16 protein-coding genes and 1 pseudogene are annotated in these 22,400 nt (G+C 72.6%); 8 read left to right on the top strand and 9 right to left on the bottom strand.

Annotated features, from left to right (window positions below; translation table 11 throughout):
- Positions 1 to 4: 4 nt before the first annotated feature.
- Positions 5 to 442, bottom strand: coding sequence for a roadblock/LC7 domain-containing protein (locus POF73_RS23105; protein ID WP_272118518.1), 438 nt, complete (start codon positions 440 to 442; stop codon positions 5 to 7).
- Positions 439 to 3,288, bottom strand: a complete 2,850-nt coding sequence (locus POF73_RS23100) for a sensor histidine kinase (RefSeq protein ID WP_272118516.1) — start codon at positions 3,286 to 3,288, stop codon at positions 439 to 441. The genes POF73_RS23105 and POF73_RS23100 overlap by 4 nt, the downstream gene beginning before the upstream one ends.
- 403 nt (positions 3,289 to 3,691) lie before the next feature.
- Between POF73_RS23100 and POF73_RS23095 the strand changes: the two genes are divergently transcribed.
- Positions 3,692 to 4,339, top strand: coding sequence for a hypothetical protein (locus POF73_RS23095; RefSeq protein ID WP_443049600.1), 648 nt, complete (start codon positions 3,692 to 3,694; stop codon positions 4,337 to 4,339).
- 167 nt (positions 4,340 to 4,506) lie between these two features.
- Positions 4,507 to 6,054, top strand: coding sequence for an APC family permease (locus POF73_RS23090; protein ID WP_272118512.1), 1,548 nt, complete (start codon positions 4,507 to 4,509; stop codon positions 6,052 to 6,054).
- Here the strand turns inward: POF73_RS23090 and POF73_RS23085 are convergent, their stop codons facing one another.
- From POF73_RS23085 to POF73_RS23070, 4 genes are all read right to left on the bottom strand, one after another.
- Entirely contained in the window at positions 6,055 to 10,740 is a 4,686-nt protein-coding gene (locus tag POF73_RS23085; RefSeq protein ID WP_272118510.1) for a hypothetical protein, read from the bottom strand.
- Between the two features lie 64 nt (positions 10,741 to 10,804).
- Positions 10,805 to 11,686, bottom strand: a complete 882-nt coding sequence (locus POF73_RS23080; RefSeq protein WP_272118509.1) for a hypothetical protein — start codon at positions 11,684 to 11,686, stop codon at positions 10,805 to 10,807.
- Between the two features lie 31 nt (positions 11,687 to 11,717).
- On the bottom strand, positions 11,718 to 13,244 hold the full coding sequence (locus POF73_RS23075; protein ID WP_272118507.1) for a hypothetical protein: 1,527 nt from the start codon (positions 13,242 to 13,244) through the stop codon (positions 11,718 to 11,720).
- A gap of 213 nt (positions 13,245 to 13,457) precedes the next feature.
- Positions 13,458 to 14,150 carry a GntR family transcriptional regulator gene (locus tag POF73_RS23070; RefSeq protein ID WP_272118506.1) on the bottom strand — a complete coding sequence of 231 codons (693 nt, stop codon included), beginning with the start codon at positions 14,148 to 14,150 and terminating at the stop codon, positions 13,458 to 13,460.
- A 182-nt stretch (positions 14,151 to 14,332) separates the two neighbouring features.
- Here POF73_RS23070 and POF73_RS23065 point away from each other — a divergent pair, with 182 nt between their 5' ends.
- The 5 genes from POF73_RS23065 (at position 14,333) to POF73_RS23045 (ending at position 18,840) form a co-directional block, all read left to right on the top strand.
- Positions 14,333 to 15,631 carry an MFS transporter gene (locus tag POF73_RS23065; RefSeq protein ID WP_272118505.1) on the top strand — a complete coding sequence of 433 codons (1,299 nt, stop codon included), beginning with the start codon at positions 14,333 to 14,335 and terminating at the stop codon, positions 15,629 to 15,631.
- Positions 15,628 to 16,530: a putative hydro-lyase gene (locus POF73_RS23060; RefSeq protein ID WP_272118503.1), complete on the top strand. Its 903-nt coding sequence runs from the start codon at positions 15,628 to 15,630 to the stop codon at positions 16,528 to 16,530. The genes POF73_RS23065 and POF73_RS23060 overlap by 4 nt, the downstream gene beginning before the upstream one ends.
- A 71-nt stretch (positions 16,531 to 16,601) precedes the next feature.
- On the top strand, positions 16,602 to 17,360 hold the full coding sequence (locus tag POF73_RS23055) for a LamB/YcsF family protein (RefSeq protein ID WP_272118501.1): 759 nt from the start codon (positions 16,602 to 16,604) through the stop codon (positions 17,358 to 17,360).
- Positions 17,357 to 17,974 (top strand): 5-oxoprolinase subunit PxpB, encoded by a 618-nt coding sequence (gene pxpB, locus POF73_RS23050; protein WP_272118500.1) that lies wholly within the window; start codon positions 17,357 to 17,359, stop codon positions 17,972 to 17,974. The genes POF73_RS23055 and pxpB overlap by 4 nt, the downstream gene beginning before the upstream one ends.
- Positions 17,971 to 18,840, top strand: coding sequence for a biotin-dependent carboxyltransferase family protein (locus tag POF73_RS23045; protein ID WP_272118498.1), 870 nt, complete (start codon positions 17,971 to 17,973; stop codon positions 18,838 to 18,840). Before pxpB ends, POF73_RS23045 begins: the two co-directional genes overlap by 4 nt.
- A gap of 233 nt (positions 18,841 to 19,073) precedes the next feature.
- Here POF73_RS23045 and POF73_RS23040 read toward each other — a convergent pair.
- From POF73_RS23040 to POF73_RS23030, 3 genes and pseudogenes are all read right to left on the bottom strand, one after another.
- Positions 19,074 to 19,919, bottom strand: a pseudogene (locus tag POF73_RS23040) (SGNH/GDSL hydrolase family protein); the annotation flags it as partial.
- On the bottom strand, positions 19,916 to 21,079 hold the full coding sequence (locus POF73_RS23035) for a glycosyltransferase (RefSeq protein ID WP_272118560.1): 1,164 nt from the start codon (positions 21,077 to 21,079) through the stop codon (positions 19,916 to 19,918). The pseudogene POF73_RS23040 and the gene POF73_RS23035, both read right to left, overlap by 4 nt.
- 20 nt (positions 21,080 to 21,099) lie before the next feature.
- Entirely contained in the window at positions 21,100 to 22,230 is a 1,131-nt protein-coding gene (locus POF73_RS23030; protein WP_272118496.1) for a glycosyltransferase family 4 protein, read from the bottom strand.
- Between POF73_RS23030 and POF73_RS23025 the strand changes: the two genes are divergently transcribed.
- Positions 22,132 to 22,350, top strand: a complete 219-nt coding sequence (locus POF73_RS23025; protein WP_272118562.1) for a hypothetical protein — start codon at positions 22,132 to 22,134, stop codon at positions 22,348 to 22,350. The two genes, POF73_RS23030 and POF73_RS23025, sit on opposite strands and share 99 nt — an antisense overlap.
- Positions 22,351 to 22,400 lie beyond the last annotated feature (50 nt).

The raw sequence follows: 22,400 nt of genomic DNA, 5'->3' as shown, positions 1-22,400 counted from the left end.
CCCACTACCCGCCCGAGGGCAGATCGGTGCGCGGAGAGGTGCCCAGATGCACACCGACCCGCTTGACGAGGAGCGTCATCTCGTACGCGACCAGACCGACGTCGGAGTCGGCGTCCGAGAGCACCGCGAGGCAGCTGCCGTCGCCGGCGGCCGTCACGAACAGGAAGGCGTCGTCGAGCTCGACGACCGTCTGCCGGACGTTGCCCGCTTCGAAGTGGCGGCCCACGCCCTTGGCGAGGCTGTGGAACCCGGACGCGACGGCGGCCAGGTGCTCGCTGTCCTCGCGGGTCAGGTCCTTGGACACACCCGTCGGCAGGCCGTCGCCGGAGAGGACGAGGGCCTTGCGGATGCTGGCGACGCGGTCCACCAGGTCGTCGAGGAGCCAGTTGAGCTCCCCGGACTGATTGGTCGCGGTGTGGCCGGTCGCCTCTGGTGCGGTCATCGACCGTCCCCCTTAGTCGTTCGTTGTGGTGCTGTGCCGCTGTGGGCGTCTTCACCCGCGGCGTTCTCCCGGCGGCCGCGCTGCCAGCCGCGCTGGAGTGAGGCCATTCGGCTGCGTACCTCGTCCGCGTCCCGTTCGGCGAGCTCCGTTCCCTCCTCCTCACGCGGGGCGGGGCCCTGCCTGAGCTGGGGAGCCAGGTTGGCCTGCCGTACCCGCCGGGGCAGCGGCGCCGAGCCGGGGCCGGTCTCCCCCTGCGCGGCGAACTTGCCGGTCACTGTGTCGTCGGGGCCGCTCGATGCGATCGCGGGCCGTCGTGTGCGCCTCGGGAGAGCTGCGGGCTCGGGTGCCTCACCGCGGTCGTGCCCGCCGGAGGGCGCGGCGTCTGCCCGGTCCCCGCTCCGGCTCGGCGCACCTGGCAGGTCGCCGCGGGATCCCGTGCCGCGACGGCGGGTCGGCAGCGGAGCGAGGCCGTTCGGCTCCGGGCGGCCCGGGTCCGTCGAGGGCTCCGGTGCCGTCTCCTCGCGCCGGGAGCGCTGCTCGGTGACCGGGCGTCCGTGCGAGCTGACCAGCTTGGGTGTCCTACGGCGGGGCAGCTGGACGGGGGCGCTCACCTCGTCGTCGGGGTCGGCCTGGTCCGGTCCGCCTGGGCCGCCGGAGACCGGGTGTGCGCCCAGCGGGCCCTTCGTCTCGTCCTCCGCATGGGCGAGGGGGCGACGTGGGCGGAAGAGTCCGCCGCGTTCCCCGTCGTCCTCGCCGAGTGCCTCCGGGAAGTCGCTGAGGGCGTCCAGATCAACGGGGGCCTCCAGCTCGATCGGACCGTCCATGAGCGAGGCGGGGAGTCCGGGCAGGCGGGCCGGGACCTGGGTGAGAGCGGCGCGGCGGGACTCCTCCAGCTCCGCCTCCTTGGAGGGCGTCGGCCGGTCGAGACGGAACCCGATGCCGTTGGTGTCCGGGACGTCGTCGGTGAGCAGCGCGTCGGGGATGAAGACGACGGCGGTGGTGCCGCCGTACGGTGACGGCTGGAGCGAGACGCGGACGTTCTGCCGCTGGGCGAGCCGGCTGACCACGAACAGACCGAGCCGGTCGGTGTCGGACAGCTCGAACTCGGGCGTCTCGGCGAGTCGGAGGTTGGCGTCCAGCAGGGCGTCGGCCGCCATACCCAGGCCGCGGTCGTGGATCTCCAGGGTGAAGCCGTTGGCGACCCGCTCGCCCAGGACCTGGACCGCGGTGTGCGGCGGGGAGAACACCGTGGCGTTCTCCAGGAGTTCGGCCACGAGGTGGGTGATGTCCGCGACGGCCGGTCCGGTCACGGCGACGCGGGGCAGACGGCGGACCTCGATGCGCTCGTAGTCCTCGACCTCGGCGACCGCGGCGCGCACGACGTCCATGAGCTGGACGGGTTTGCGCCACTGTCGGGAGGGGGCGGCGCCGGAGAGGATCACCAGGCCCTCCGCGTGCCGGCGCATACGGGTGGTCAGATGGTCGAGGCGGAAGAGGTCGGCGAGTTCGTCGGTGTCCTCGGTCCGGCGTTCCATTGTGTCGAGGAGGGTGAGTTGCTTGTGGAGAAGGACCTGGCTGCGGCGGGCGAGGTTGACGAAGACCTCGGAGACGCCGGCGCGCAGTTCGGCCTGCTTGACGGCTGCCTCGACGGCGGCGCGCTGCAGGGTGTTGAGGGCCTGGCCGACCTCGCCGATCTCGTTCTTGTCGTACTCCAGGCGTGGGACCTCGGTCTCAACGTCGACCTGTTCGCCGGCGGAGAGGCGGCGCATCACGCTGGGCAGGCGTACGCCGGATGCCTCGTGGGCCTCCAGTCGCAGCTGCCGCAGATCGCGGATGAGGGCGCGGCCGATGCGCACGGACAGGAAGAGCGAGAACAGCAGGGCGAGCAGTCCGAGGATGCCGGCGATGGCCGCCTTCATGATGACGCCCATCGCGACGGGGCTGACGCGGTCCTGATAGCGCGCGCCCGCGTCGTCGTTGAGTCTGCTGAGTTCGTCGAGGACGCTGCCGGCAGCGGTGTCCCAGCTCTTGGCGTCGACGGTGCTGGGCCGGCCCGACTGGGAGGAGATGACTGCCTGTTCGGCGACGCGCAGTGGAGCGGTGGAGGCGTTGTCCCAGAAGCGCTCGTAGCGTTCACGCTCGGACGAGGGCAGGTCCGCCAGACTGATGTCGTACATGAGGTTGCGCTGGGCGACGAGATCGGTGACGTCGCGGATCTCCTCGCGGGAGAGCTTGCCGACCACCAGGGCGGAGCTGAGCAACGCGTCCTCGCGGGAGAGCAGTTCGCGGGCACGGGTCACGTTGAGAAGGGCGCGGGCCTGCTTGTCCATCGCCACGCTGTCGATCCCGTCGAGGGAGCCCAGCAGGGCGTAGCAGGGATCGATGAGCCGGTTGTAGAGGCCGAGTGCCTGAGACCGGGAGACCGTTCCGTCCTCGACGCTGCTGCGCAGGGAGTTGATGCCGTCGAAGGCTTCCAGCATGGCGGTGAGGCGCTCGTCGTCGCCCTCGTCCAACCCGTCGCGGACGTCTGGGTCCTTGGCGTTCTTGCGGACGTCGGCGATTGCGGCGTCGGTGGCACTGCGGGTGACACGCAGCGCGGACTGCGCGTCCGAGGCCCGGCGGTCGGCCAGATAGACCAGTGCCTGGCGGCGTTCCTGCTGCAGGACGCGGACGGCGTCCTCGGTGGAGTAGCCGATCTTCTCGACGAGGGACGACACCGTGAACAGCTGGGCCACACCTCGCCCCGTGAGTACCGTGGCGAAACCCCAGATAGCGGTCAGGGACACCAGCGGCACGAGAAGCAGCGCCACCATCTTCCGGCGGATCGACTTCCCGCGAAAGTGCATGGCCTCCCCCAGCTCAAACCCCCAGCGGTCAGGGGGGCACACATGTGCGTCAACAATTGGCGCGAGCCTACTACCGACGCACAAGTAACTCGAAGAGACATCCGGAATCTGAACTTCCGCACCGGCGGCAAGACATGGGGAGTTGTCCGGCCATTGCGGGAGATTGCCTACCGCAAACCCTTGGCGCCATCGATCACGAATCCGGCCGGGCGCTCAGGCCAGTTGGCCGGATCTTTATCCTTCTCGGGAATCTTCGGGACGTGTCGATCGTCCTCCTCTATGGGAAACGGGGGCGGAACGGGTCACGGGAGCCGCATCCCACCCCTGGGCGGCGTAAACCAGCGCAAGCCGGGCAGCCGCAGGGGAGTCAAGTCTTCGGACACGGGCGAGCGGACTGCCGGCGGTGGGGAGTGACACGGTGATGGGCACGGCGGAGCGGCACGAGACGCCTCAGGACGGCGAGACGGCGCATGGTTCAGCGCGACGTCCCCAAGCGCTGGATCGCGACATTCCCGAGGGCGGACACGAGGCACCGGGTGGCCGCGCCACTCGGGCGGGCGCGAGCGCGGTGGCGGGGGACGACCGTGACGTTTCGGCCGGCTCCGGCCACCGGGCATGGATGCGTGACGTCGACGGCGGTACAGGTCAAGAGGGGGCGCCCTACCGGCCGTTGTGGGTGGAGGAGCCCGCCCGGCGGCGCCGGATGCCGGATCCGGTGCGCACCGCGGCGGTGCGGGCGGTACTGATCATCGCGGTGACGCTGATCCAGGCGATGGTGGCGTTCCTGTGCACTCTGGCGGAGTCATGGCTGGCGTTCCCGATGGTGATCAGCAGCGTGGTCAGCACGGTCGTGGCCACGTGGGGAGCCCTCGACGTCTGGGTGACCCGCCAGGTGTGGAACCAGCGCCATGGCGTGGTCTCGACACCCAGCAGCACAGCGCGCGCCCTGCGACGGGAGCGGCGCCGGGCCCGGCGGCAGGAGCGGAAGGCCGATCGCGCGCAGGAGCGAATACACGGCCGGGGTGGCGCCGGCCAGTTGTCCCACTCCTGAACCCGGTGTAACCGGACTGCTGGGACAGGCGGATAGGTCCACTCGGGGTGTCACCCCTGGCGCAACACGAGCCGCTCACCGCAAGGTTGGTTCGAAACTGATCCACCTCAGCGATCCCGGCACCCGCACGAGCCGCCCTCCCCTCCCCTGCCCCGAGGAGTCCGCTCATGTCACCAACGGAGCAAGCAACCCATTCACACAGTCACGACGACGCCGAGCTCGCCGAGTTCGGCTACAAACCCGAACTCCGGCGGACGCTCGGCAACTTCCACACGTTTGCGGCCGGGATCAGCTACATCTCGATCCTGACCGGCACCTTCCAGCTGTTCTACTTCGGCTACAGCAGCGGCGGACCCGCCTATTGGTGGTCGTGGCCGATGGTCTTCGTGGGGCAGTTCATGGTCGCCCTCTGTTTCGCGGAGCTGGCGGCCCGCTATCCCGTCGCGGGCTCGGTCTACAACTGGTCGAAGAAGATCGGCAATCCGCATCTGGGCTGGCTCGCCGGCTGGATGATGCTGACCGCGTCCATAGTGTCGATCTCGGCCGTGGCGCTCGCCTACCAGTTGACCCTCCCCCAGATCTCGTCGGCCTTCCAGCTCGTGGGCGACGGCACCGGCAAGTACGACGTGGCGACCAACGCGGTCATCCTGGCCGCGGTGCTGATCCTGTTCACCACGCTGGTGAACGCCTTCGGCGTCAAGCTGATGGCGAGGATCAACACAGCGGGCGTGTTCATCGAGCTGATCGCCACCGTCGTACTGATCACCCTGTTCGCGGTTCACATCACGCGCGGCCCGCAGGTGGTCATGGAGACGAACGGCACCGGAGCAGACTACGGGACCGGCTATCTGGGCGCGTTCCTCGTGGCGTCGCTGGCGTCCGCGTATGTGATGTACGGCTTCGACACGGCATCGTCCCTCGGGGAGGAGTGTCTGGACCCGTCCCGCAACGCGCCACGCGCGATCATCCGCGCGATCGTGGCCTCCTTCGTCCTGGGCGGCCTGATCCTGCTGCTCGCGCTGATGAGCGTCTCCAGCCTGGACGGCGAGAAGCTGTCCACGGACGGTCTGCAGTACATCGTCCTCGACGTGCTCGGTCCGACGGCCGGCAAGGCGATGCTGTGGTGTGTGCTGATCGCCGTCACCGTGTGCGCGCTGGCGGTCCATACGGCGGCGATCCGGCTGGCGTTCGCGATGGCCCGCGACAACAACCTGCCGGCGTCCTCGCTGCTGGCCCGGGTCAGTCCGCGCTTCCAGACACCGGTGCTGCCGACCGTGATCATCGGTGTTCTGGCGCTGGCGATCCTGGTGGTCAACATCCGCCAGCCGCAGATCTTCACGGTCGTCACGAGTATCGGCATCATCATGATCTACCTCGCCTACCTCGGGGTGACCGCGCCGATGCTGGTGGCCCGGCTGCGCGGGAGGTGGCAGCCCGCGGGTGACGGCAAGTTCTCCCTGGGCAGGTGGGGGCTGCTGGTCAACATCGTCGCCGTGGTGTGGGGCGCGGGCATGACGATCAACCTGATCTGGCCGCGTGCCGCGGTCTACAACGCGGCGGCCCCCTACCACTGGTATCTGCGCTGGGGCGCGGTGCTGTTCGTCGCGGTCATCGCGGGCGGTGGCTTCGCGTACTACTGGTTCGTCCAGCGGCACAGGACGGGCGTCCTCGCCGAGCACAGCCTCGAAGCCACCGATCCGGAACGGGGCGCCTGATCAGCTCGTCGTCGGTGCGGGCCGTTTGAACATCCGGGTCGCCGTGATCTCGGTGTGCGCCGTCTCCCCGGCCGGGGTCGGTTGCGGCAGTCCCGGCCGCAGGTGTTCCTCGACGCGGATGTACTTCAGTCCGGCGCGGAGGTCCGCGTCGTTGCGCAACCGGATGACCAGCGGGAACTCCGCGAGCGCGGTGGTGTCGAACAGGCCGGTGGTGTACAGGAGCTGGACACCCAGCGCGTCGGACACGGCGCGCTGGAGCTCCAGCAGATAGGTCGCGTTGGCGCGTCCGATCGGGTTGTCCAGGAACAGCGTGCCGGCGTGCCGGTGTTTGTCCCGACCGCGGTCGTTCGATCGCAGGGCGGCCATCGTGCAATACAGGGCGATGGCCGCGGTGAGCAGCTGTCCGCCGGAGAACACGTCGCCCATCTGCCCGACGGGCACGCGCTCGGCGCGCAGTACGGCGTCCGGCTTGAGGATCTCGACGGCGACGCCCTTGGGCTGCAGCGCCGCCGCAACTCCCCGCAGCAGCAAGGACATTCCATCGCGCCGCAGGTCGGAATTCTTCTTCACGGCCGCCCTGGTCGCTTCGTCGATGACCTCGCCGAGACGCTCGGTCAAGGTCGCCTGGTCAGGCTCCTCGAAGCGGATGCGCAGGAACTCCTGCCCGGACCACTCGCCGAGCCCCTCGGGCAGCCGGGAGAGTCGCTGGGCGGACCGCAGCGTCGCCAGTGCCGACTCGACCAGGCCGCGGAGCCGGTCCACGATCGAGTCGCGGTTGCGCTCCAGTTGGGCCAACTCGTCGGTGAGCACGCGGAGCCGGGGGGCGAAGGCGTCCGCCCACTTCTGGGCGTGCTCCGGCAGCGCGGAGGCGGGCAGTTCGCGGATCTGCTGGCGGGCGGGGGTGCGGACCTGTTCGTAACGCGTGGAGTTGGCGTGCCGGACGAGTACGTCGCTCGCCTCGCGGACGGCAGCCTCGGCGGCGGACAGGTCGGCGGCACAGCCGCGCAGCGACCGGCGGGCCTCGGCGGCGGACTGCCGGGCCTCCTCGGGGCTGCCGGGGTAGGGCTCGGGCGCCTCCTGCTCCTCGTCAGGGGTGTGTTCGCGCAGCAGGTCGCGCAGCATCGCGGCGATCTCGTCGAAGCCGCCGGCCGCGTCCTCGGCGGCACGGTGGGCTTCGAGGAGCTCGGCGTGGGCCTCGCGGGCCTGCGTCAACGCCTCGGTGCGCGAGGCGAGTTCGGTGGTCGCGGTGCGCAGCAGCGCCTGCGCGTGCTCGGCGTCGCGCGGCTGGAGTTCCTCGTTCAGCTCGGTGTGTGCCTCGCCGTCCTCGGGCGCGTGCCGCTCGGCCTCGCCGCGCAGCCGGCCGAGCTGCTCGCTCGCGCTGGACACGCGGGTCTCCAGCAGCTGGACCAGCTCCTCCGCCCGCGCGGCGGCCGCCTGCCGGGACGGTCCGTCGGAACCGTCGGGGGACTCAAGGAGCTGCTCGGCCCGGGTGCGGACCTTGTTGCTCAGCCGGTCCAGCTCCGCGCGGGCCGCGCTCTCGTCGCTCTCCGCGCGCGCCTGCTCGGCACGCAGATCGGCGCCGACGCCGACCTTCTCGTACACCTGGGAGGCGGCCCGGTACGCCTCCCGCAGTGCGGGCAGGGACGCCCTCGGGGCATCGGCGTCGGTGTCCGGTACGTCGTCGGGGGCACCCGCGATCTCCGAGCGCTCGGCGCGCAGGGCGCGCGCGGTGCGGCGCGCGTCGTCGGCGGCTCGCTGGGCGGCGCGGCGGTCCTCGTCGGCTGCGCGGGCGCGTTCCAGGCAGACCTGGGCCCGGGCCTCGGACTCGGTGGCCTCGTCGGCGAGTTCGCGCAGTTTGACCTGCCAGCCCGCCCGCTCACGCAGTCGGAACGCCAGCCCGGCCAGGGCGTCGGCGGCCCGCCGCGCCTTCTGGGCGGCCTCCTGTCGCTCGTCGCGGACCTGGGCAGCCTCGGCAGCGGATTCGTCGGCCTCGGCCCGTACGGTCCGCGCCTCGGCGAGCTCGGCCTCGGACTCCTCCATGAACGCGCGGGTGTCCCGGGCCGCCTGCGCCAGCTCGACCAGGTGGCCGGCCGGGCAGCCGGTCCGCCACGAGGCGAGCCGCGCCGCCAGCTCCCGGTCCTTGCCCAGCCGTGCGGCAAGGGCGCGGATCTCCTCGTCCCGCTCGGTCGCCCGCGCGCGCAGCGCCTGCCGCTCCTCGTCGGCGGCGTGCTCGTCGTGCATGGCGGGGTTCGGCGGTACGAGGAATACGTCGGGAGAGGGGCCGCCCGGTGCGTCGGCGGCCGGGGTCGGGGCGAGCAGCGCGCCTGCCGTGCCGACCGCGACGGCGGACCGGGGCAGCAGGGCGGCGTCGCTGAGCACCTCGCGGGCACGCGCGTGCGTGTCGGGGTCGGTGATGATCACGCCGTCGACCAGCTCGGGCCGGGCGGCCAGCACGCGCGCGTGATCGGCGGGGTCGACGGCCTGGGCGAGGTAGCGCCAGCCGGGCAGCGCGGGGATGCCCTGCTCGCCGAGGAACTCCACGGTGGCCAGCACGTCCGGGCCGGGCGGCAGCAACCCGCCGTCACCGAGCGCGCCCAGGATCCGGGAGTCGTCGGCGGCTGCCGTACGCAGCTCGAACAGCTGCCGCTCGGCGGCGGAGACGGCGTCTTCGAGGAGGTCGCGCAGTTCGTCGGCGAACCGGTCCAGCTCCTCCGGCGTGAGGGCGCTGTCCGCGCGGCCGCCGGAGTCGTCCTGCGCACCGTCGCGCGCGGTCGTGCCGGCCTTGGCGTCGTCACCCGTGCGAGGAGCGGGCACGCCCCCGCGCCGGACGCCGGACTCGCCGCCGGTCAGGCTGAGCAGTTCCGCGAGGCGCTCCTCGGCCGCCAGCCCCTCGGCGAGCCGGCGCTCGGCGTCGTAGGCACGCTCCGCGGCGGTCGCGGCGTCCGCCGCGCGGGCCGCCGTCAGCTCGGCGCGGGACTCGGTCGAAGCCGCTTCGCGCGCGTGCTCCGAGGCACGCCGGGAGGCCTCGCGGGCGGTGTCCCAGGCGGCGACGGCCGTCTTCTCGGCGTCGCTCGCGGCGAGCGCGGCACGCGCCGGGTCGGCGTCCGGCGCACTGTCGTCGAGCCAGCCCGCGCGGACTGCCTCGGCGGTCTCCTGCTCGACCTCGGACAGCCGCTGCCGCAGATGCCCGACCTCGCTGCGGGCCCGCTGTGCCTCGGTGGCGGCCGCGGTGGAGTCCCGGTACGCGGACTCGCTGACCTCCTGGAGCGACGCGGACCGCTCCTCCCCCTCGTTGGCGAGGGTCTCGGCGCTCTCGGCTGCCGCGTGCAGGGCCCGTACGAGGTCGACGGCGGCCTTGGCGCGGGCGGCCAGTGCGGGAGCCGCGTCCCGCTCGGCCTCCTGGATGGCGGCGGCCACGCGTGCCACGCGGTCGGCGGCGGCGCGGTGCCGCAGGACGGCCTCGGCGGCCTGCCAGGCGGAGTGCAGGGTACGCGCGTCCGCGAGCTCGCGCTTCTGGGCGGCAGCGGACTTCTCGGCTGCCGCGAGCGCCAACGAGGCGTGCCGGTAGGCGAGTTCGGCGGCGATCAGCGCGCTGCGCTCGCGTGCCGCCTCGGCGTGGGTGACGGCGTATGCGGCGGCGGTGACCCGCTGGGCGAGGTCGGCGGCCCGCACCCGCTCCTGGGCGCCCCGCGCGGACAGCCGCCGGGCCAGGCTCCTGGTCCGCCGTTCGGCGCCGGCGTGGATGTCACGCGCGCGTGAGCGGGTCTCGGCGGCCTCGACGATCCGTCCGAGCAGGTCGACGGACCCGGCCGTGAAGTCCCGTTCCGCGATCAGCTCGGCCCGCCGGCCCAGCTTGTTGCCGAAGCCGCTGACCAGGTCGGCGAGGCCGTCGGTGTCCCGGGTGTCCGTGACGGCCCGGAGCAGCAGGTCGGTGAAGTCGGAGTCCTTCTTGACCGCGAAGAGGCCGGCCGCCTCGCCCTCGTCGGCGTTCATCTCCCGCTGGTAGCGGAAGAGTTCGGGGTCGAGGCCGAGGTCGCCGAGGTGCTCGATCCAACGGTCGTGGATCTCCTCCCAGTGCACCTCCAGATGCGGATACGCCTTGCCCGCCTCCGTGATGGCGTCGCGGAAGCCCTTCATGGTGCGACGGCGGCCCTGCGCACCGGACTGCCCCTCGACGGACGGCCGTACGGCGGTGGCTTCGGCGACCGGCAGGTTGTCCAGGCTGAGCCCGGGGCCCGGCCGGAAGGAGTACCAGGCCTCGGCGAACTTCCGCGGGTCGTTGGAGACCTGGCGGCCGCGCCACTCGCTGACCTTGCCGACCACGACGCACTCGCCGGTGAGCGTGTGCTGCCACTCCAGCGCGACATGCCCGCAGTCGTCGGCGAGCAGGAACTTGCGCAGCACGCCGGAGCTGGCGCCGCCAAGAGTGTTGCGGTGGCCCGGCAGCATCACCGAGAAGATCAGCTTGAGCAGGACCGACTTGCCGCCGCCGTTCTCCAGGAAGAGCACTCCGGCGGGCGCCGGGCGGCGCGGCGGACCGACGGGCTCCTCCTCGAAGAACTCCGCCTGCATCGGCGCGGGGTCGGGCACGGGTTCGCCCACACCGCGCAGGTCAAGCACGGTGTCGGCGTAGCGGGCACCGGCCGGTCCGATGGAGTAGAGGCGGACCCGGGACAGCTCGTACATGGCGGACTCTCGTAAGTCTTCGTCAGATCGGGGAAGTTCGGGGAACTCTGGGTGGCGCGTGGCTTCAGGCGGAGTGGAACGGCAGCCCGGCGTCGGCCACCAGCTCCAGGTCGTCCGTGTCCTCGGCGGGCAGCAGGGTCGCCGTGCCGTCGGTGACCGGGACGATGCCCAGCTCCAGCAGCTCGGCCATGGCGGCGCTGCCGGCCATGTCGCGCACCTGGAGTTGGTAGCGGGCGGTCGTCCGGTAGGTGCCGCCGTTGTCGTCGCCCGTCCGCTGCAGGAAGCCGGAGTCGGTGAGGAAGGCCACCGCCTTGCCGATGATGCCGGTCGTGGAGCCCGCGAGCCGGCGCGCGTCCTTGGTGGCGCCGGTCGCGCTGCGTCTCACCCAGATCCGCCAGGCGGCCTCCAGGCCGGGCGCGTCCGTGGCCGGGTCGGTGTTCTCCCCCTGCTCGTCCGCGCGCTCCTCCAGCCGTCGGCAGGCCTGCCGGACGAAGGCGTCGACGCCGTTGACGGTGACGCGCCCGATGTAGCCGTCGTCGGCGAGGTCCTCGGGGCGCGGGAACGCCATGGCGGCGACGGCGAGATGGGCCAGCCCGTGCAGGAACCGGTCGCTGCCGTCGGCCGACGTACGACGCGCGTAGTCCCCCATGCGCACGGCGAACACGGAGTCCTCGGCGGCGGTCACCGCCATCCCCGCGCGCGGGGACACCTCCAGTACGACCAGCCCGAGCCCGGCGGCCACGGCGTCCGCGAGCCGCGCGAACGCCGGGTCCTCGCGGTGGCGGCGCAGGAGGTCGGCGTACTCCTGGTCGCGCGCGGGCTGCAACTTGGGCTGCAGCCCGAACGCCACGAGCCGCGCCGCGTCGGCGGCGTCGGCGGGCGTGACAGCGGCAGGCGCCGACGGGGCGAGAGCCTCCGCGTCACTCCACTCGACGTGCTCGCTCACGGTTGGGGCTCCTTGCTGCGTGCTTGCTCACTCATGCTGCTTCCGTCCTGTCCGCTGCCATTCCCGCCGCGTCCAGCAGAGCCGTCCCCACGATGAGGTCGGCACCGCCGAACTCGGGATCGTCCAGCTCCGTGCCGTCGTCCACGGCGAACAGCAGCTTCTCCTCGCCCTGCCGATAGGCGGTGCCCACCGGCGGACTGGCCGCGTGCACCGCCAGCAGTGCGACCAGGTAGGGCAGGTCAGGGTCCTGCCGTCGTGCCTCGGCCAGCAGCCCCGACAGCCGGCGCGGCGCGTCGGCCGGCAGGTCGAGCAGGACCATCGCGGCCGCCAACTGCTCCTCGCTGAACCGGCTGTCGTCCGGCGTCGCGATGAGGTCGGGCTCGGGCATCTCGGCACCGAGGTGCTCGCGCTCCACGGGAGGCGTCAGCAGTATGTCGACGAGATCACCGACCCGCACGGACACCGGCGTGCGCATCCCTGTCCCGCGGGCGAAGAAGGCGTCCGTGACCCGGACGGCCTGCTCCAGCGGCACCGGCAGGAGGGGCGCGAGGAGATGGCCGTACAGGTCCGTCCCCGACGTCGTCATGGGCGTCGCGAAGGCCTGTCGGTCCTGCTCGGCGCGGAACAGGGGGCCGGCCTCCAGCAGTCGGGACTGCAGCTGGGTGTGTCGTCGAATGCAGTCCTTGACGATGTCGACGAGCTCGGCCGCGCGGCGCTTGTGCTCGGCTTCCTCGGTCTCGTCGCGGGCCTTGCGGATGTTGGTGAGGATCGCGTTCTCGTGGCGGTACCGGTCGGCGACGTGGTCGAGCGCCTCGGCGATCATGTCGGGTACGGCGCTCAGCCAGTCGACCGCGCGGACGTTCCGGCGGGTCGCGTCCAGAGCCCTGCGCAGCGTCTCGGAGTACTGCACGGTGCGGTACCGGGCCTGCTCGGCGGCCAGCTGGGCGTCGGCGAGGCGGCCACGGTTGATCAGCACCTCCAGCTTGACCTCGGCGGCGATCTGGGCGCTGGTGACATCGGTGTCGAGGGCGCCGACGAGAACGTTGACCGCCTCGTCGGTCGTGCGCAGGTAGACCGTGCCGCCCGGCCCCGGCACCTCCTCGATCAGCTTGAAGTCGTAGTCACGGCGGACATAGCTGCCGTCCGGCGCGAACGTGCCGTACACGGCCCGGAAGCCGCGGTCCACGCTCCCGACGTTGATCAGGTTCTCCAGGACCCAGCGGGCCACCCGCTCGTGCTCGGCGACGGGGCGCTGCGGGGCCTGGGCGGCGATGCGGGGGATGAGGCGGGCGACTATCTGGTCGTGGTCGGCGCCCGTGTCGAAGTCCATGTTGAGTGTGACCAGGTCGATGGCGGCGAGGGCCACCTCCGCCATGCCGTACACCGAGTACTCGCCCGCGAGGTTGGCCTTGCGTGCGTCGAGGTCGTGCAGCGGCGCGGTGCAGGCGAGCGCGCGCAGCCGCCGCGCCAGCCCCTCGTCGGCGGCCGGGCCCGGAGCGGGGCGCGGCCCCGCGCTGAGCTGGGGCGGAACACGGTCCGTCGATGCAGGCGAAGTCACGGTGCACAGAGTAGGTCCTGGGTCTGACATCGACCCAAACGACGGCGCTCCGCCGGGCACGCCGGGGAGCTGCGGCTTGGCCGGGTAGCTTGCGGATTGTCCGGGGAGCTGCGGCTTGCCCGGGTAGCTGCGGCTTGTGCGGTGCCCGCAGGCCGTGGGCCGCTGGTCGCGCCCCGCGGCGCGGAGCCGCGTACCGATGCTGCCTGGCCACCCCTACGGGGAGCTCACCCTCCGCCGATAGACGTCAACCACCCGTTCCAGCGAGTCATCGAGGTAGACGGCGAGCAACTGCTCGGCCTCGCGCCTGTCCCCCACCTCCAGCGCCCGCAGGATCTGCTGGTTCCGGGCGAGGTAGGGCTCGTGCAGTCGACGCGGGTCGTCCACCACGTGGAAGGCCAGGCGCAGCTCCGCGAAGACGCTGCGCATGAGTTCACCGGTGCGGGCGCTGCCGGCCAGCGCGACCAGCTCCCGGTGGAAGTGGATGTTGGCCGTCCCCAGCCCTTTCCAGTCACCTTCGCGCACCGCGCGCTGTCCTTCGGCAACGGCTTCGGCGGGCCCGTCCAGTGGGTAGGGCGGCTCACCGAGCCCACGTACGACAGCGCACTCGACGAGGCGTCGGGTGCGGTAGATGTCCTCGACGTCCTCCACCGTCAGGACCCGTACGAACACGCCCCGGTTCAGCTCGTGGACGAGCAGGCGTTCATGGGTGAGCAGCCGGAACGCCTCGCGCAGTGTGTTGCGGGACACACCGAGTGCCCCTCCGATGCTGTCCTCCGACAGCCGGGTGCCCGGCGGGAAGAAGCCCTCGGCGATGCGGCTTCTGAGGATGTCCGAGACCCGTTCCGCCGTGCTCGTGCGGCCCAGGAGCGCACGGTCGTCGGCCAGTCCGCCCAGCTGCTCTGCCATGCCCGGAATTCAATCGCAGTCGCGAGAACGAAACAACACGGGTATTGAAGGATCGTTCAACGATCCTCTACCTTGCTGCTCACTGCTTCCGCCGACGCCCCCCATCCACCGCCCCCACCCAGCGTTCCTGCTCACCCTTCAGCTCAGTTCCGCACCCTCCGTCCCCCCTCTGCGAGGTGCCCATGAGCACGACCCCTCCACCACAGGCCCTGGCCAACACCCACTCCGCCACTGACGAACGCGCCGCCGACGACGGCGCGTTCGGCTGGCTGCGCGCCCTCGGTCCGCGCGGCCGCCGCGCCTTTGCGGGCGCTTTCGGCGGCTATGCCCTGGATTCGTACGACTACTTCACCCTGCCGCTGAGCATGGTCGCGCTGGCCGCGTACTTCGGCCTGGACAGCGGCCAGACCGGGCTGTTCACCACCGTCACGCTCGTGGTCTCCGCGATCGGCGGCGCCCTCGCGGGGGTGCTGGCCGACCGGATCGGCCGGGTCAGGGCGCTGATGATCACGGTGATCACCTACGCGGTCTTCACCGTCGCCTGCGGTTTCGCGCCCAACTACGAGACGCTGCTGGTCTTCCGCGCCCTCCAGGGCCTCGGCTTCGGCGGTGAGTGGGCGGTCGGCGCGATCCTCGTCGCCGAGTACGCGAGTGCCAAGCACCGCGGGCGCACCCTCGGCGCGATCCAGAGCTCGTGGGCCGTCGGCTGGGCTCTGGCCGCGGTCATGTACACGGTGGTCTTCTCGTTCGCCGGCGACGACCTGGCCTGGCGCGTCATGTTCTGGACCGGCGCGCTGCCCGCCCTGCTCGTCATCTGGATGCGGCGCCGGGTGCACGACGCCCCCGAGGCCGTGGCCGTGCGGGAACAGAGCGCCGAGAAGGGCTCGTTCTCGGCGATCTTCAAGCCCGGCCTGCTGCGTACGACGATCTTCGCCGGGCTGCTCTCCACCGGCGTCCAGGGCGGCTACTACACGCTCGCCACCTGGGTGCCGACCTATCTCAAGACCGAGCGCGAGCTGTCGGTCGTCGGCACCGGCGGCTATCTGACGTTCCTGATCTCGGGCGCCTTCATCGGTTATCTGACCGGCGGTTACCTCACCGACCGGCTGGGCCGTCGGCGCAACATCTGGCTGTTCGCGCTGCTGTCCGCGGTCTGCATCCTGGCGTACGCGAACATCCCGAGCGGCGCCAACACCCTGCTCCTCGTGCTCGGTTTCCCGCTCGGGTTCTGCATGTCGGCGATCTTCAGCGGGTTCGGGTCCTACCTGAGCGAGCTGTACCCGACGGCCGTGCGCGGCACGGGACAGGGCTTCACGTACAACACCGGCCGCGCGGTGGGCGCCGTCTTCCCCACCACGGTCGGCTTCCTGGCCGACAGCTGGGGCGTGGGCGGCGCGCTGGTCTTCGGCGCGATCGGCTACGGCATCGCGGCGCTGGCCCTGTTCGGACTGCCGGAGACACGCGGGAAGGAGCTGGTGTGAACCGCACGGACGAACGCCCGCCCACCGCCGCGGACAACCGTCCGCCCACCGCCGCGACGAACGACCGCCCGCTCAGCGCCCCGCCGGAAGACCGTCCGGTCACCGCCACCGACGAGCACGCGCACGCGTGGAGCCCGGAAACGGCCCGCTCCCGTTTCCGGGAGGGCCTGACGGGCCCCACGGCCGGGGTCGCGGCGGGCCACACCCAGGTGAACCTGATCTCGGTGCCCGCCGACTGGGCGTACGACATGCTGCTGTTCTGCCAGCGCAACCCCAAGCCCTGCCCGGTGCTCGACGTCACGGACGCCGGCTCCTGGACGACCGTCCTCGCCGAGAGCGCCGACCTGCGCACCGATCTGCCGCGCTACCGGGTGTGGCGGGACGGCGAGTTGGTGGACGAGCCGACGGACGTACGGGCGCACTGGCGGGGCGATCTGGTGTCGTTCCTGATCGGCTGCAGCTTCACCTTCGAGTGGGCGCTGGCCGAGGCGGGCGTCCCGATCCGCCACATCGAACAGGGGCGCAACGTCCCGATGTACGTCACCGGCCGCCAGTGCCGTCCGGCGGGGCGGCTGCACGGCCCGATGGTGGTGTCCATGCGCCCGGTGCCGCCGCAGCACGTGTCGGCGGCGCTGCGCGAGACCGGCCTCCTGCCCGCGGTGCACGGCAGCCCCGTGCACTGCGGCGATCCGTCGGCCCTGGGTATCGCCGACCTCGGCCGGCCCGACTTCGGCGATCCGGTGGACATGGAGCGGGACGACATCCCCATGTTCTGGGCCTGCGGAGTGACCCCGCAGGCCGCGGTGATGGCCTCGCGCCCGCCGTTCGCCATCACCCACGCACCGGGCCAGATGTTCCTGACCGACGCCCGCGACGAGCAGTACCGCATCGTCGCCTGACCACCGGACCACTGACCACCGGACTTGACCACCGGACTCTTGACCACAGGACTGAGGAAACGACCTATCCCATGACCTCGATCGATCTCAACGCCGACCTCGGCGAGGGCTTCGGCCGCTGGCAGCTCACCGACGACGAACGGCTGCTGTCCGTCGTCACCAGCGCCAACGTGGCCTGCGGCTTCCACGCCGGGGACGCGGCCACCATGCGGCGGGTGTGCGAGCAGGCGGCCGAGCGCGGGGTGCGGATCGGTGCCCAGGTCTCCTACCGGGACCTGGCGGGGTTCGGGCGGCGCGCGATGGACGTGCCGCCCGCCGAGCTGGCGGCCGAAGTCGCGTACCAGATCGGCGCCCTGGAGGTCTTCGCGCGAGCGGCGGGCACGCGCGTGTCGTACGTCAAACCGCACGGGGCGCTCTACAACCGCGTCGTGCAGGACGAGGAGCAGGCCGGCGCGGTGGTCGACGGCGTGCGCCTGGCGGACGCCACGCTGCCCGTGCTCGGCCTGCCGGGCTCGCGGCTGCTGGAGCTGGCCGCCAAGGCAGGACTCCCGGCCGTCACGGAGGCGTTCGCGGACCGCGCGTACACCGAGCAGGGCACGCTCGTACCGCGCGGGCAGGACGGCGCCGTGGTCACCGACCCGGAGGCCGTCGTGGCGCGCTCGGTGGGCCTGGCCCGCTCGGGCCTGGTCACCTCGCACTCCGGCGCCCATGTCGAGGTACGCGCGCGTTCCCTGTGCCTGCACGGGGACACGCCCGGCGCCGTCGAACTGGCCCGCCGGGTGCGGGCGCGGCTGGAGGAGTCGGGTGTCCGCGTGGAGGCCTTCGTATGAGGACGCTGCCCGTCGGCGACGACGCCCTGCTCGTCGAGGTGTCCTCGGGCGAGGAGGCCCGGGCACTGCACGCGGAGCTGTTGCGGCGCCGCGCCGAGGGCACGCTGTCGGTCCGCGAGATCGTCCCCGCGGCCCGCACGGTCCTGCTCGACGGCCTCACCGACCCGGCCCGTCTGGCCACCGAGCTGACCACGTCCGACGTGCCGCCCGCTCCCCCACGCGCGCGTGAGGCCGTCGAACTCCCGGTGCGCTACGACGGCCCGGACCTGGCCGACGTCGCCGCGCACTGGGGCGTCTCCCCGCGCGAGGTGGCCCGCATCCACGCGGAGACCGAGTTCAGCGTCGCCTTCTGCGGTTTCGCGCCCGGGTTCGGCTATCTCACCGGCCTGCCGCCGCGCTACGACGTCCCGCGCCGGGCCACTCCGCGCACGGTCGTCCCTGCCGGTGCGGTGGCGCTGGCGGGCCCGTACACGGGCGTGTACCCGCGCTCGTCGCCGGGTGGCTGGCAGCTGATCGGCACCACGGACACGGTGCTGTGGGACCACACGCGTGTGCCGGCCGCGCTGCTGTCGCCGGGCACGCGCGTGCGCTTCGTTCCGGTGGGGAGCTCATGACGGACCGCGCGCTCTGCGTTGTACGCGCCGGGGCGCTCACCACCGTGCAGGACCTCGGCCGTCCCGGGCACGCCCACCTCGGAGTACCGCGATCCGGTGCGCTGGACCGGCCCGCAGCAACGCTCGTGAACCGGCTGGTCGGCAACGCCCCCGAGGCCGCCGTACTGGAGACCACGCTCAACGGCTGTGCGGTACGGCCCCGTTCGACGGTCACCGTGGCGGTCGGCGGAGCCCCCTGCCGGGTCACGGTGGACGGACGCCCGGTGGCGTGGGGCGCTCCGGTGCGCATGCGAGCGGGTGCGGTCCTGGACGTGGGCGCGGCTGTCCGCGGCGTACGCAGCTATGTGGCCGTCTCCGGCGGCATCGCCGTGGAGCCGGTCCTCGGCAGCCGGTCCACGGACCTCCTGTCCGGCCTCGGCCCGCCGCCCCTCACCGACGGCGCGGTGCTCCCCCTGGGCCCGCCGACGCCGCTCCACGCGCGCGTGGACGTCGCCCCGCAGCCGGCTCCCCCCGCCGAACTGGTCCTGCGCGTGACGCCGGGCCCGCGCGACGACTGGTTCACGCCGGAGGCCGTGCGTGTCCTCACCTCCCGCACCTACCGCGTGTCCCCCGCGAGCAACCGCATCGGCCTGCGCACCGACGGCCCCGCCCTGGAGCGGGCGCTCACCCGCGAACTCCCCAGCGAGGGCGTGGTCCTGGGCGCGGTCCAGGTCCCGCCCGACGGCAGGCCGGTCGTCTTCCTGGCCGACCACCCGACGACGGGCGGCTACCCGGTGATCGCCGTCGTCCGCACGGCCGATCTCCCGGCCGCCGCCCAGGCGGTCCCGGGCACGCCGGTCCGGTTCGTGGCCGTACGTCGCCGCTGACTCCCCCTGCCGTACCCGCGCTACGCCGCCTCCGGTTCCGGCTGCTGCTTCGGTGCCGAGCGCTGTCCGGGCAGCAACAGCCCCTCGGGCAGCGACAGCTGGCCGGGCACCGCCACCCCCTCCGACGACAGGGACCGCTGACCCGGCACCGCCACCCCCTCCGGCACGGACCAGTGCCCGGCCGCCGGCCACTGCTCGGACAGCACCCGGTACTCCGGTACCGCCCCCTGCTCGGCCACCGGCACCTCCTCAGGCACCCCCAGCGACGCCAGCGCCCTCGACACCGCCTGCGCCGCACGCAGGTCGAGCCGCCCGCTGGTGCCCCGCGCGCGGTGCCGCATCTCGGTGACGGCGAGCCGCAGCAGCTGGGGCAGCAGGTCGTTGCAGCGCCGGATCACCCAGGCCGTACCCGCGGTGGCCAGCCAGAGCAGGCTCGCCGACTTGGTGGGCGGCGGGAACTCGGGCTCGGGCGAAGGCTCGGCCCCGGTCGCGATGCCCCGCTTCGCCAGCATCTCGTGGAAGCGCAGCGCCAGCTGGCGGTGACCGCGCTCCCCGGGATGCAGCCGGTCCGAGCTCCACATCGCACGGTCGCCGATCCAGTCGTCGTCGACCGCGTGCAGATGCACGGCCCCGTACCGCTCGGACAACGTGTGGACCACCGTGTTGACCGCGCGCTGCCTGCGAGCCAGCGGATTGCCCAGCACCCCCGGCAGCCCCAGCATCGTGCCCGGGTCGGGCAGACAGGCCGTGAGCACGGCGGTGCCCTGACGGGTGAAGGACGCGTAGACCCGGTCGAGGCGTTCGGCGATCTTCTCGATGTCGTAGGTGCCCCGCAGCGTGTCGTTGACGCCCACAACCACGGACGCGACATGCGGTCGCAGGGACAGGGCCGCAGGCAGCTGGGACTCCAGCACGTCGCGCGTCTGCGCCCCGCTCACCGCCAGGTTGGTGAACTCGGCGGACGGCTCGGACAGCCCGCCGGCGAGCAGCGCGGCCCAGCCGCGCCACCCGCTCCCCACGGGATCGCCCACCCCCTCGGTCAGCGAGTCCCCGAGGGCGACATACCGGAGCGGTCTCATGCCGCGCCCTCCGCACGCACGAAGGGACGCGCCGGCACTGCCGCGTCGTGCGCGGTGAGGAAGGCGTCCACCGCCGTGCCCCAGCCGAAGCACTCCGCACGCGCGCGTGCCGCCTCCCGGCGCTCGCGCTCGGGACGGTCCAGGAGCATCTCCACGGCGTCCGCGAAGGCGTCCCCGTTGTCCGCCGCGGTGGCCCCGGCGGATCCGATCACCTCCGGCAGCGCGGAGGAAGCGCTCGCCACGACGGGCGTACCGCAGGCCATGGCCTCCAACGCGGCCAGCCCGAACGTCTCGGCGGGCCCGGGGGCCAGGGCCACGTCCGCGGAGGCCTGGAGGGCGCCGAGCAGGCTGCGGTCGGCGACATGCCCGAGGAAGGTCACCGGCAGATCGCGCTCCTGGGCCCGCTTCTCCAGCCCCGCGCGCAACGGCCCGTTCCCGGCGACCACGAGCACGGCGCGCACTCCACGCCGGCGCAGGGACTCCAGGGCATCCAGCGCGGTGCCGGGCCGCTTCTCCACGGAGAGCCGGGAGCACATCACCAGCAGCGTCTCGTCGGCACGCACGTGTGTGCCGCGCAGTGCCGCGTCACGCAGGGTGGGACGCCGGTTCATCAGGTCGACGCCCAGCGGGGCCCGTACGACGTTGCGGGCGCCGATCCGCACGAACTCCCGCTCGGCGAACTCGGTGGTGCACACGACCTTGGAGTACGTGTGGGCGGTACGGACGTTGAGGGCGTCGGCGGCGCGCCGGGACAGGTTCTCCGACAGGCCCCAGGTGCGCAGTACGCCGTCGGCGGTCTCGTGGGAGACCATCACGGCGGGGACGCGGGCGCGGCGGGCCCACCTTCCCGTCCAGCGCAGCGTCGTACGGTCGGAGACCTCCAGGCGGTCGGGAGCGAGCTCCTCCAGGAGGGCCGCGACCCGCCGCTTGTCGAGCAGGACGCGGTAGCCACCGGTGCCGGGCAGCATCGGGCCGGGCAGGGTGATCACCCGGCCCTGCTCGGTCTCGCAGTCGCTGTACTTCTCGCCCGGCACGATGAGGACGGGGTCGTGCCCCGCCAGCTTGAAGCCCTTGCCGAGCTCACGCAGGGCGGTGCGCAGCCCTCCGGAGGCCGGGGCGACGAAGTTCGCCAGCCGGACGATGCGAAGCGAGGTGTTCATACCGCTGCGGGGCGAGGTGTTCATACCGCCACCGCCGGCCTCCGCGCCTTGAGCACGGCCTCGTAGTGGTCGATGAGCTGGTCGCCGATGGCCGCCCAGGTACGGCCCTCGACGGTCGCCCGTCCGGCGGTGCCGTAGGCGGCCCGCAGCGCCGGGTCGGCGACCAGGGACCGCACGGCGTCCCGTACGGCGTCGGCGTCGCGCGGCGGCACCAGCAGGCCGGTGCGGCCGTGGTCGACCAGGTCGAGCGGCCCGCCCGCGGCCGGTGCGACGACGGGTACACCGCTGGCCATGGCCTCCTGCACGGTCTGGCAGAAGGTCTCGAACGGACCCGTGTGGGCGAAGACGTCGAACGAGGCGAAGATCCGGGCGAGATCGTCGCCACCGCGGCGGCCCAGGAAGACCGCGCCGGGCAGCGCCTCGGCGAGCGCGGGCTGGCTCGGCCCGTCGCCGACGATGACGACCTTCACGCCGGCCAGGCCGCACACACCGGAGAGCAGCTCGATGTGCTTCTCCGGGGCGAGGCGCCCGACGTAGCCGACGATGACCTCGCCGTTCGGGGCGAGTTCGCGGCGCAGCGCCTCGTCGCGGAGCTCGGGGCGGAAGCGGGCGGTGTCCACGCCGCGTGCCCACAGCCGGAGCCGGGGCACGCCGTGGGCCTCCAGGTCGTTCATGGACGCGCTGGACGGGACGAGGGTGAGGTCGGCGGCGGAGTGGACGGACCGTATGCGCCGCCAGGCCGCGGCCTCGCCGGCGCCCATGTAGGTGCGGGCGTAACCGGCCAGGTCGGTCTGGTACACGGCGACGGCGGGGATGCCGAGCCGGGCGGCGGCGGCCATGCCGCGCACGCCGAGGACGAAGGGGCTGGCCAGGTGCACGACGTCGGGCTGGTGCTGGATCAGCGCGGCGGCGAGGCGCCGGCTCGGGAGCGCGACCCTGACCTGGGGATAGCCGGGGAGCGGAAGGGAGGGGACATGGACGACGGGGCAGGGCGCCATGGAGGCGGCTGCCTTGTTCCCGGGAGCGGGAGCGGGTGCGACGACGAGGGGAGCGTGACCGCTATCGACGAGGTGTCGGGCGGTCTGGAGCGCGCAGTGGGCCACGCCGTTCACATCGGGGGGAAAGGATTCGGTCACGATGACGACACGCATACCGGTGTTGTCGCCGCACTGGACGTGGCCGCGTCAAAGTGGATCTTTCCGAACGACAAACGTCCCATGAGCGTTCCGCTGCGCACCCGAGCGGGTCAGATCGCGTCCATGCGCGCCTGACCCGCAGGTCATCGGGTGTTCACCCGGCGGGCGGTTCTCCCCGAGATTCA

Origin of the sequence: Streptomyces sp. HD, from assembly GCF_028369295.1 — a bacterium.
In the GTDB taxonomy this organism is placed as follows: domain Bacteria; phylum Actinomycetota; class Actinomycetes; order Streptomycetales; family Streptomycetaceae; genus Streptomyces.
The sequence above is the reverse complement of the archived record's forward strand: the minus strand, read 5'-3'. Positions and strand labels throughout refer to the sequence as shown.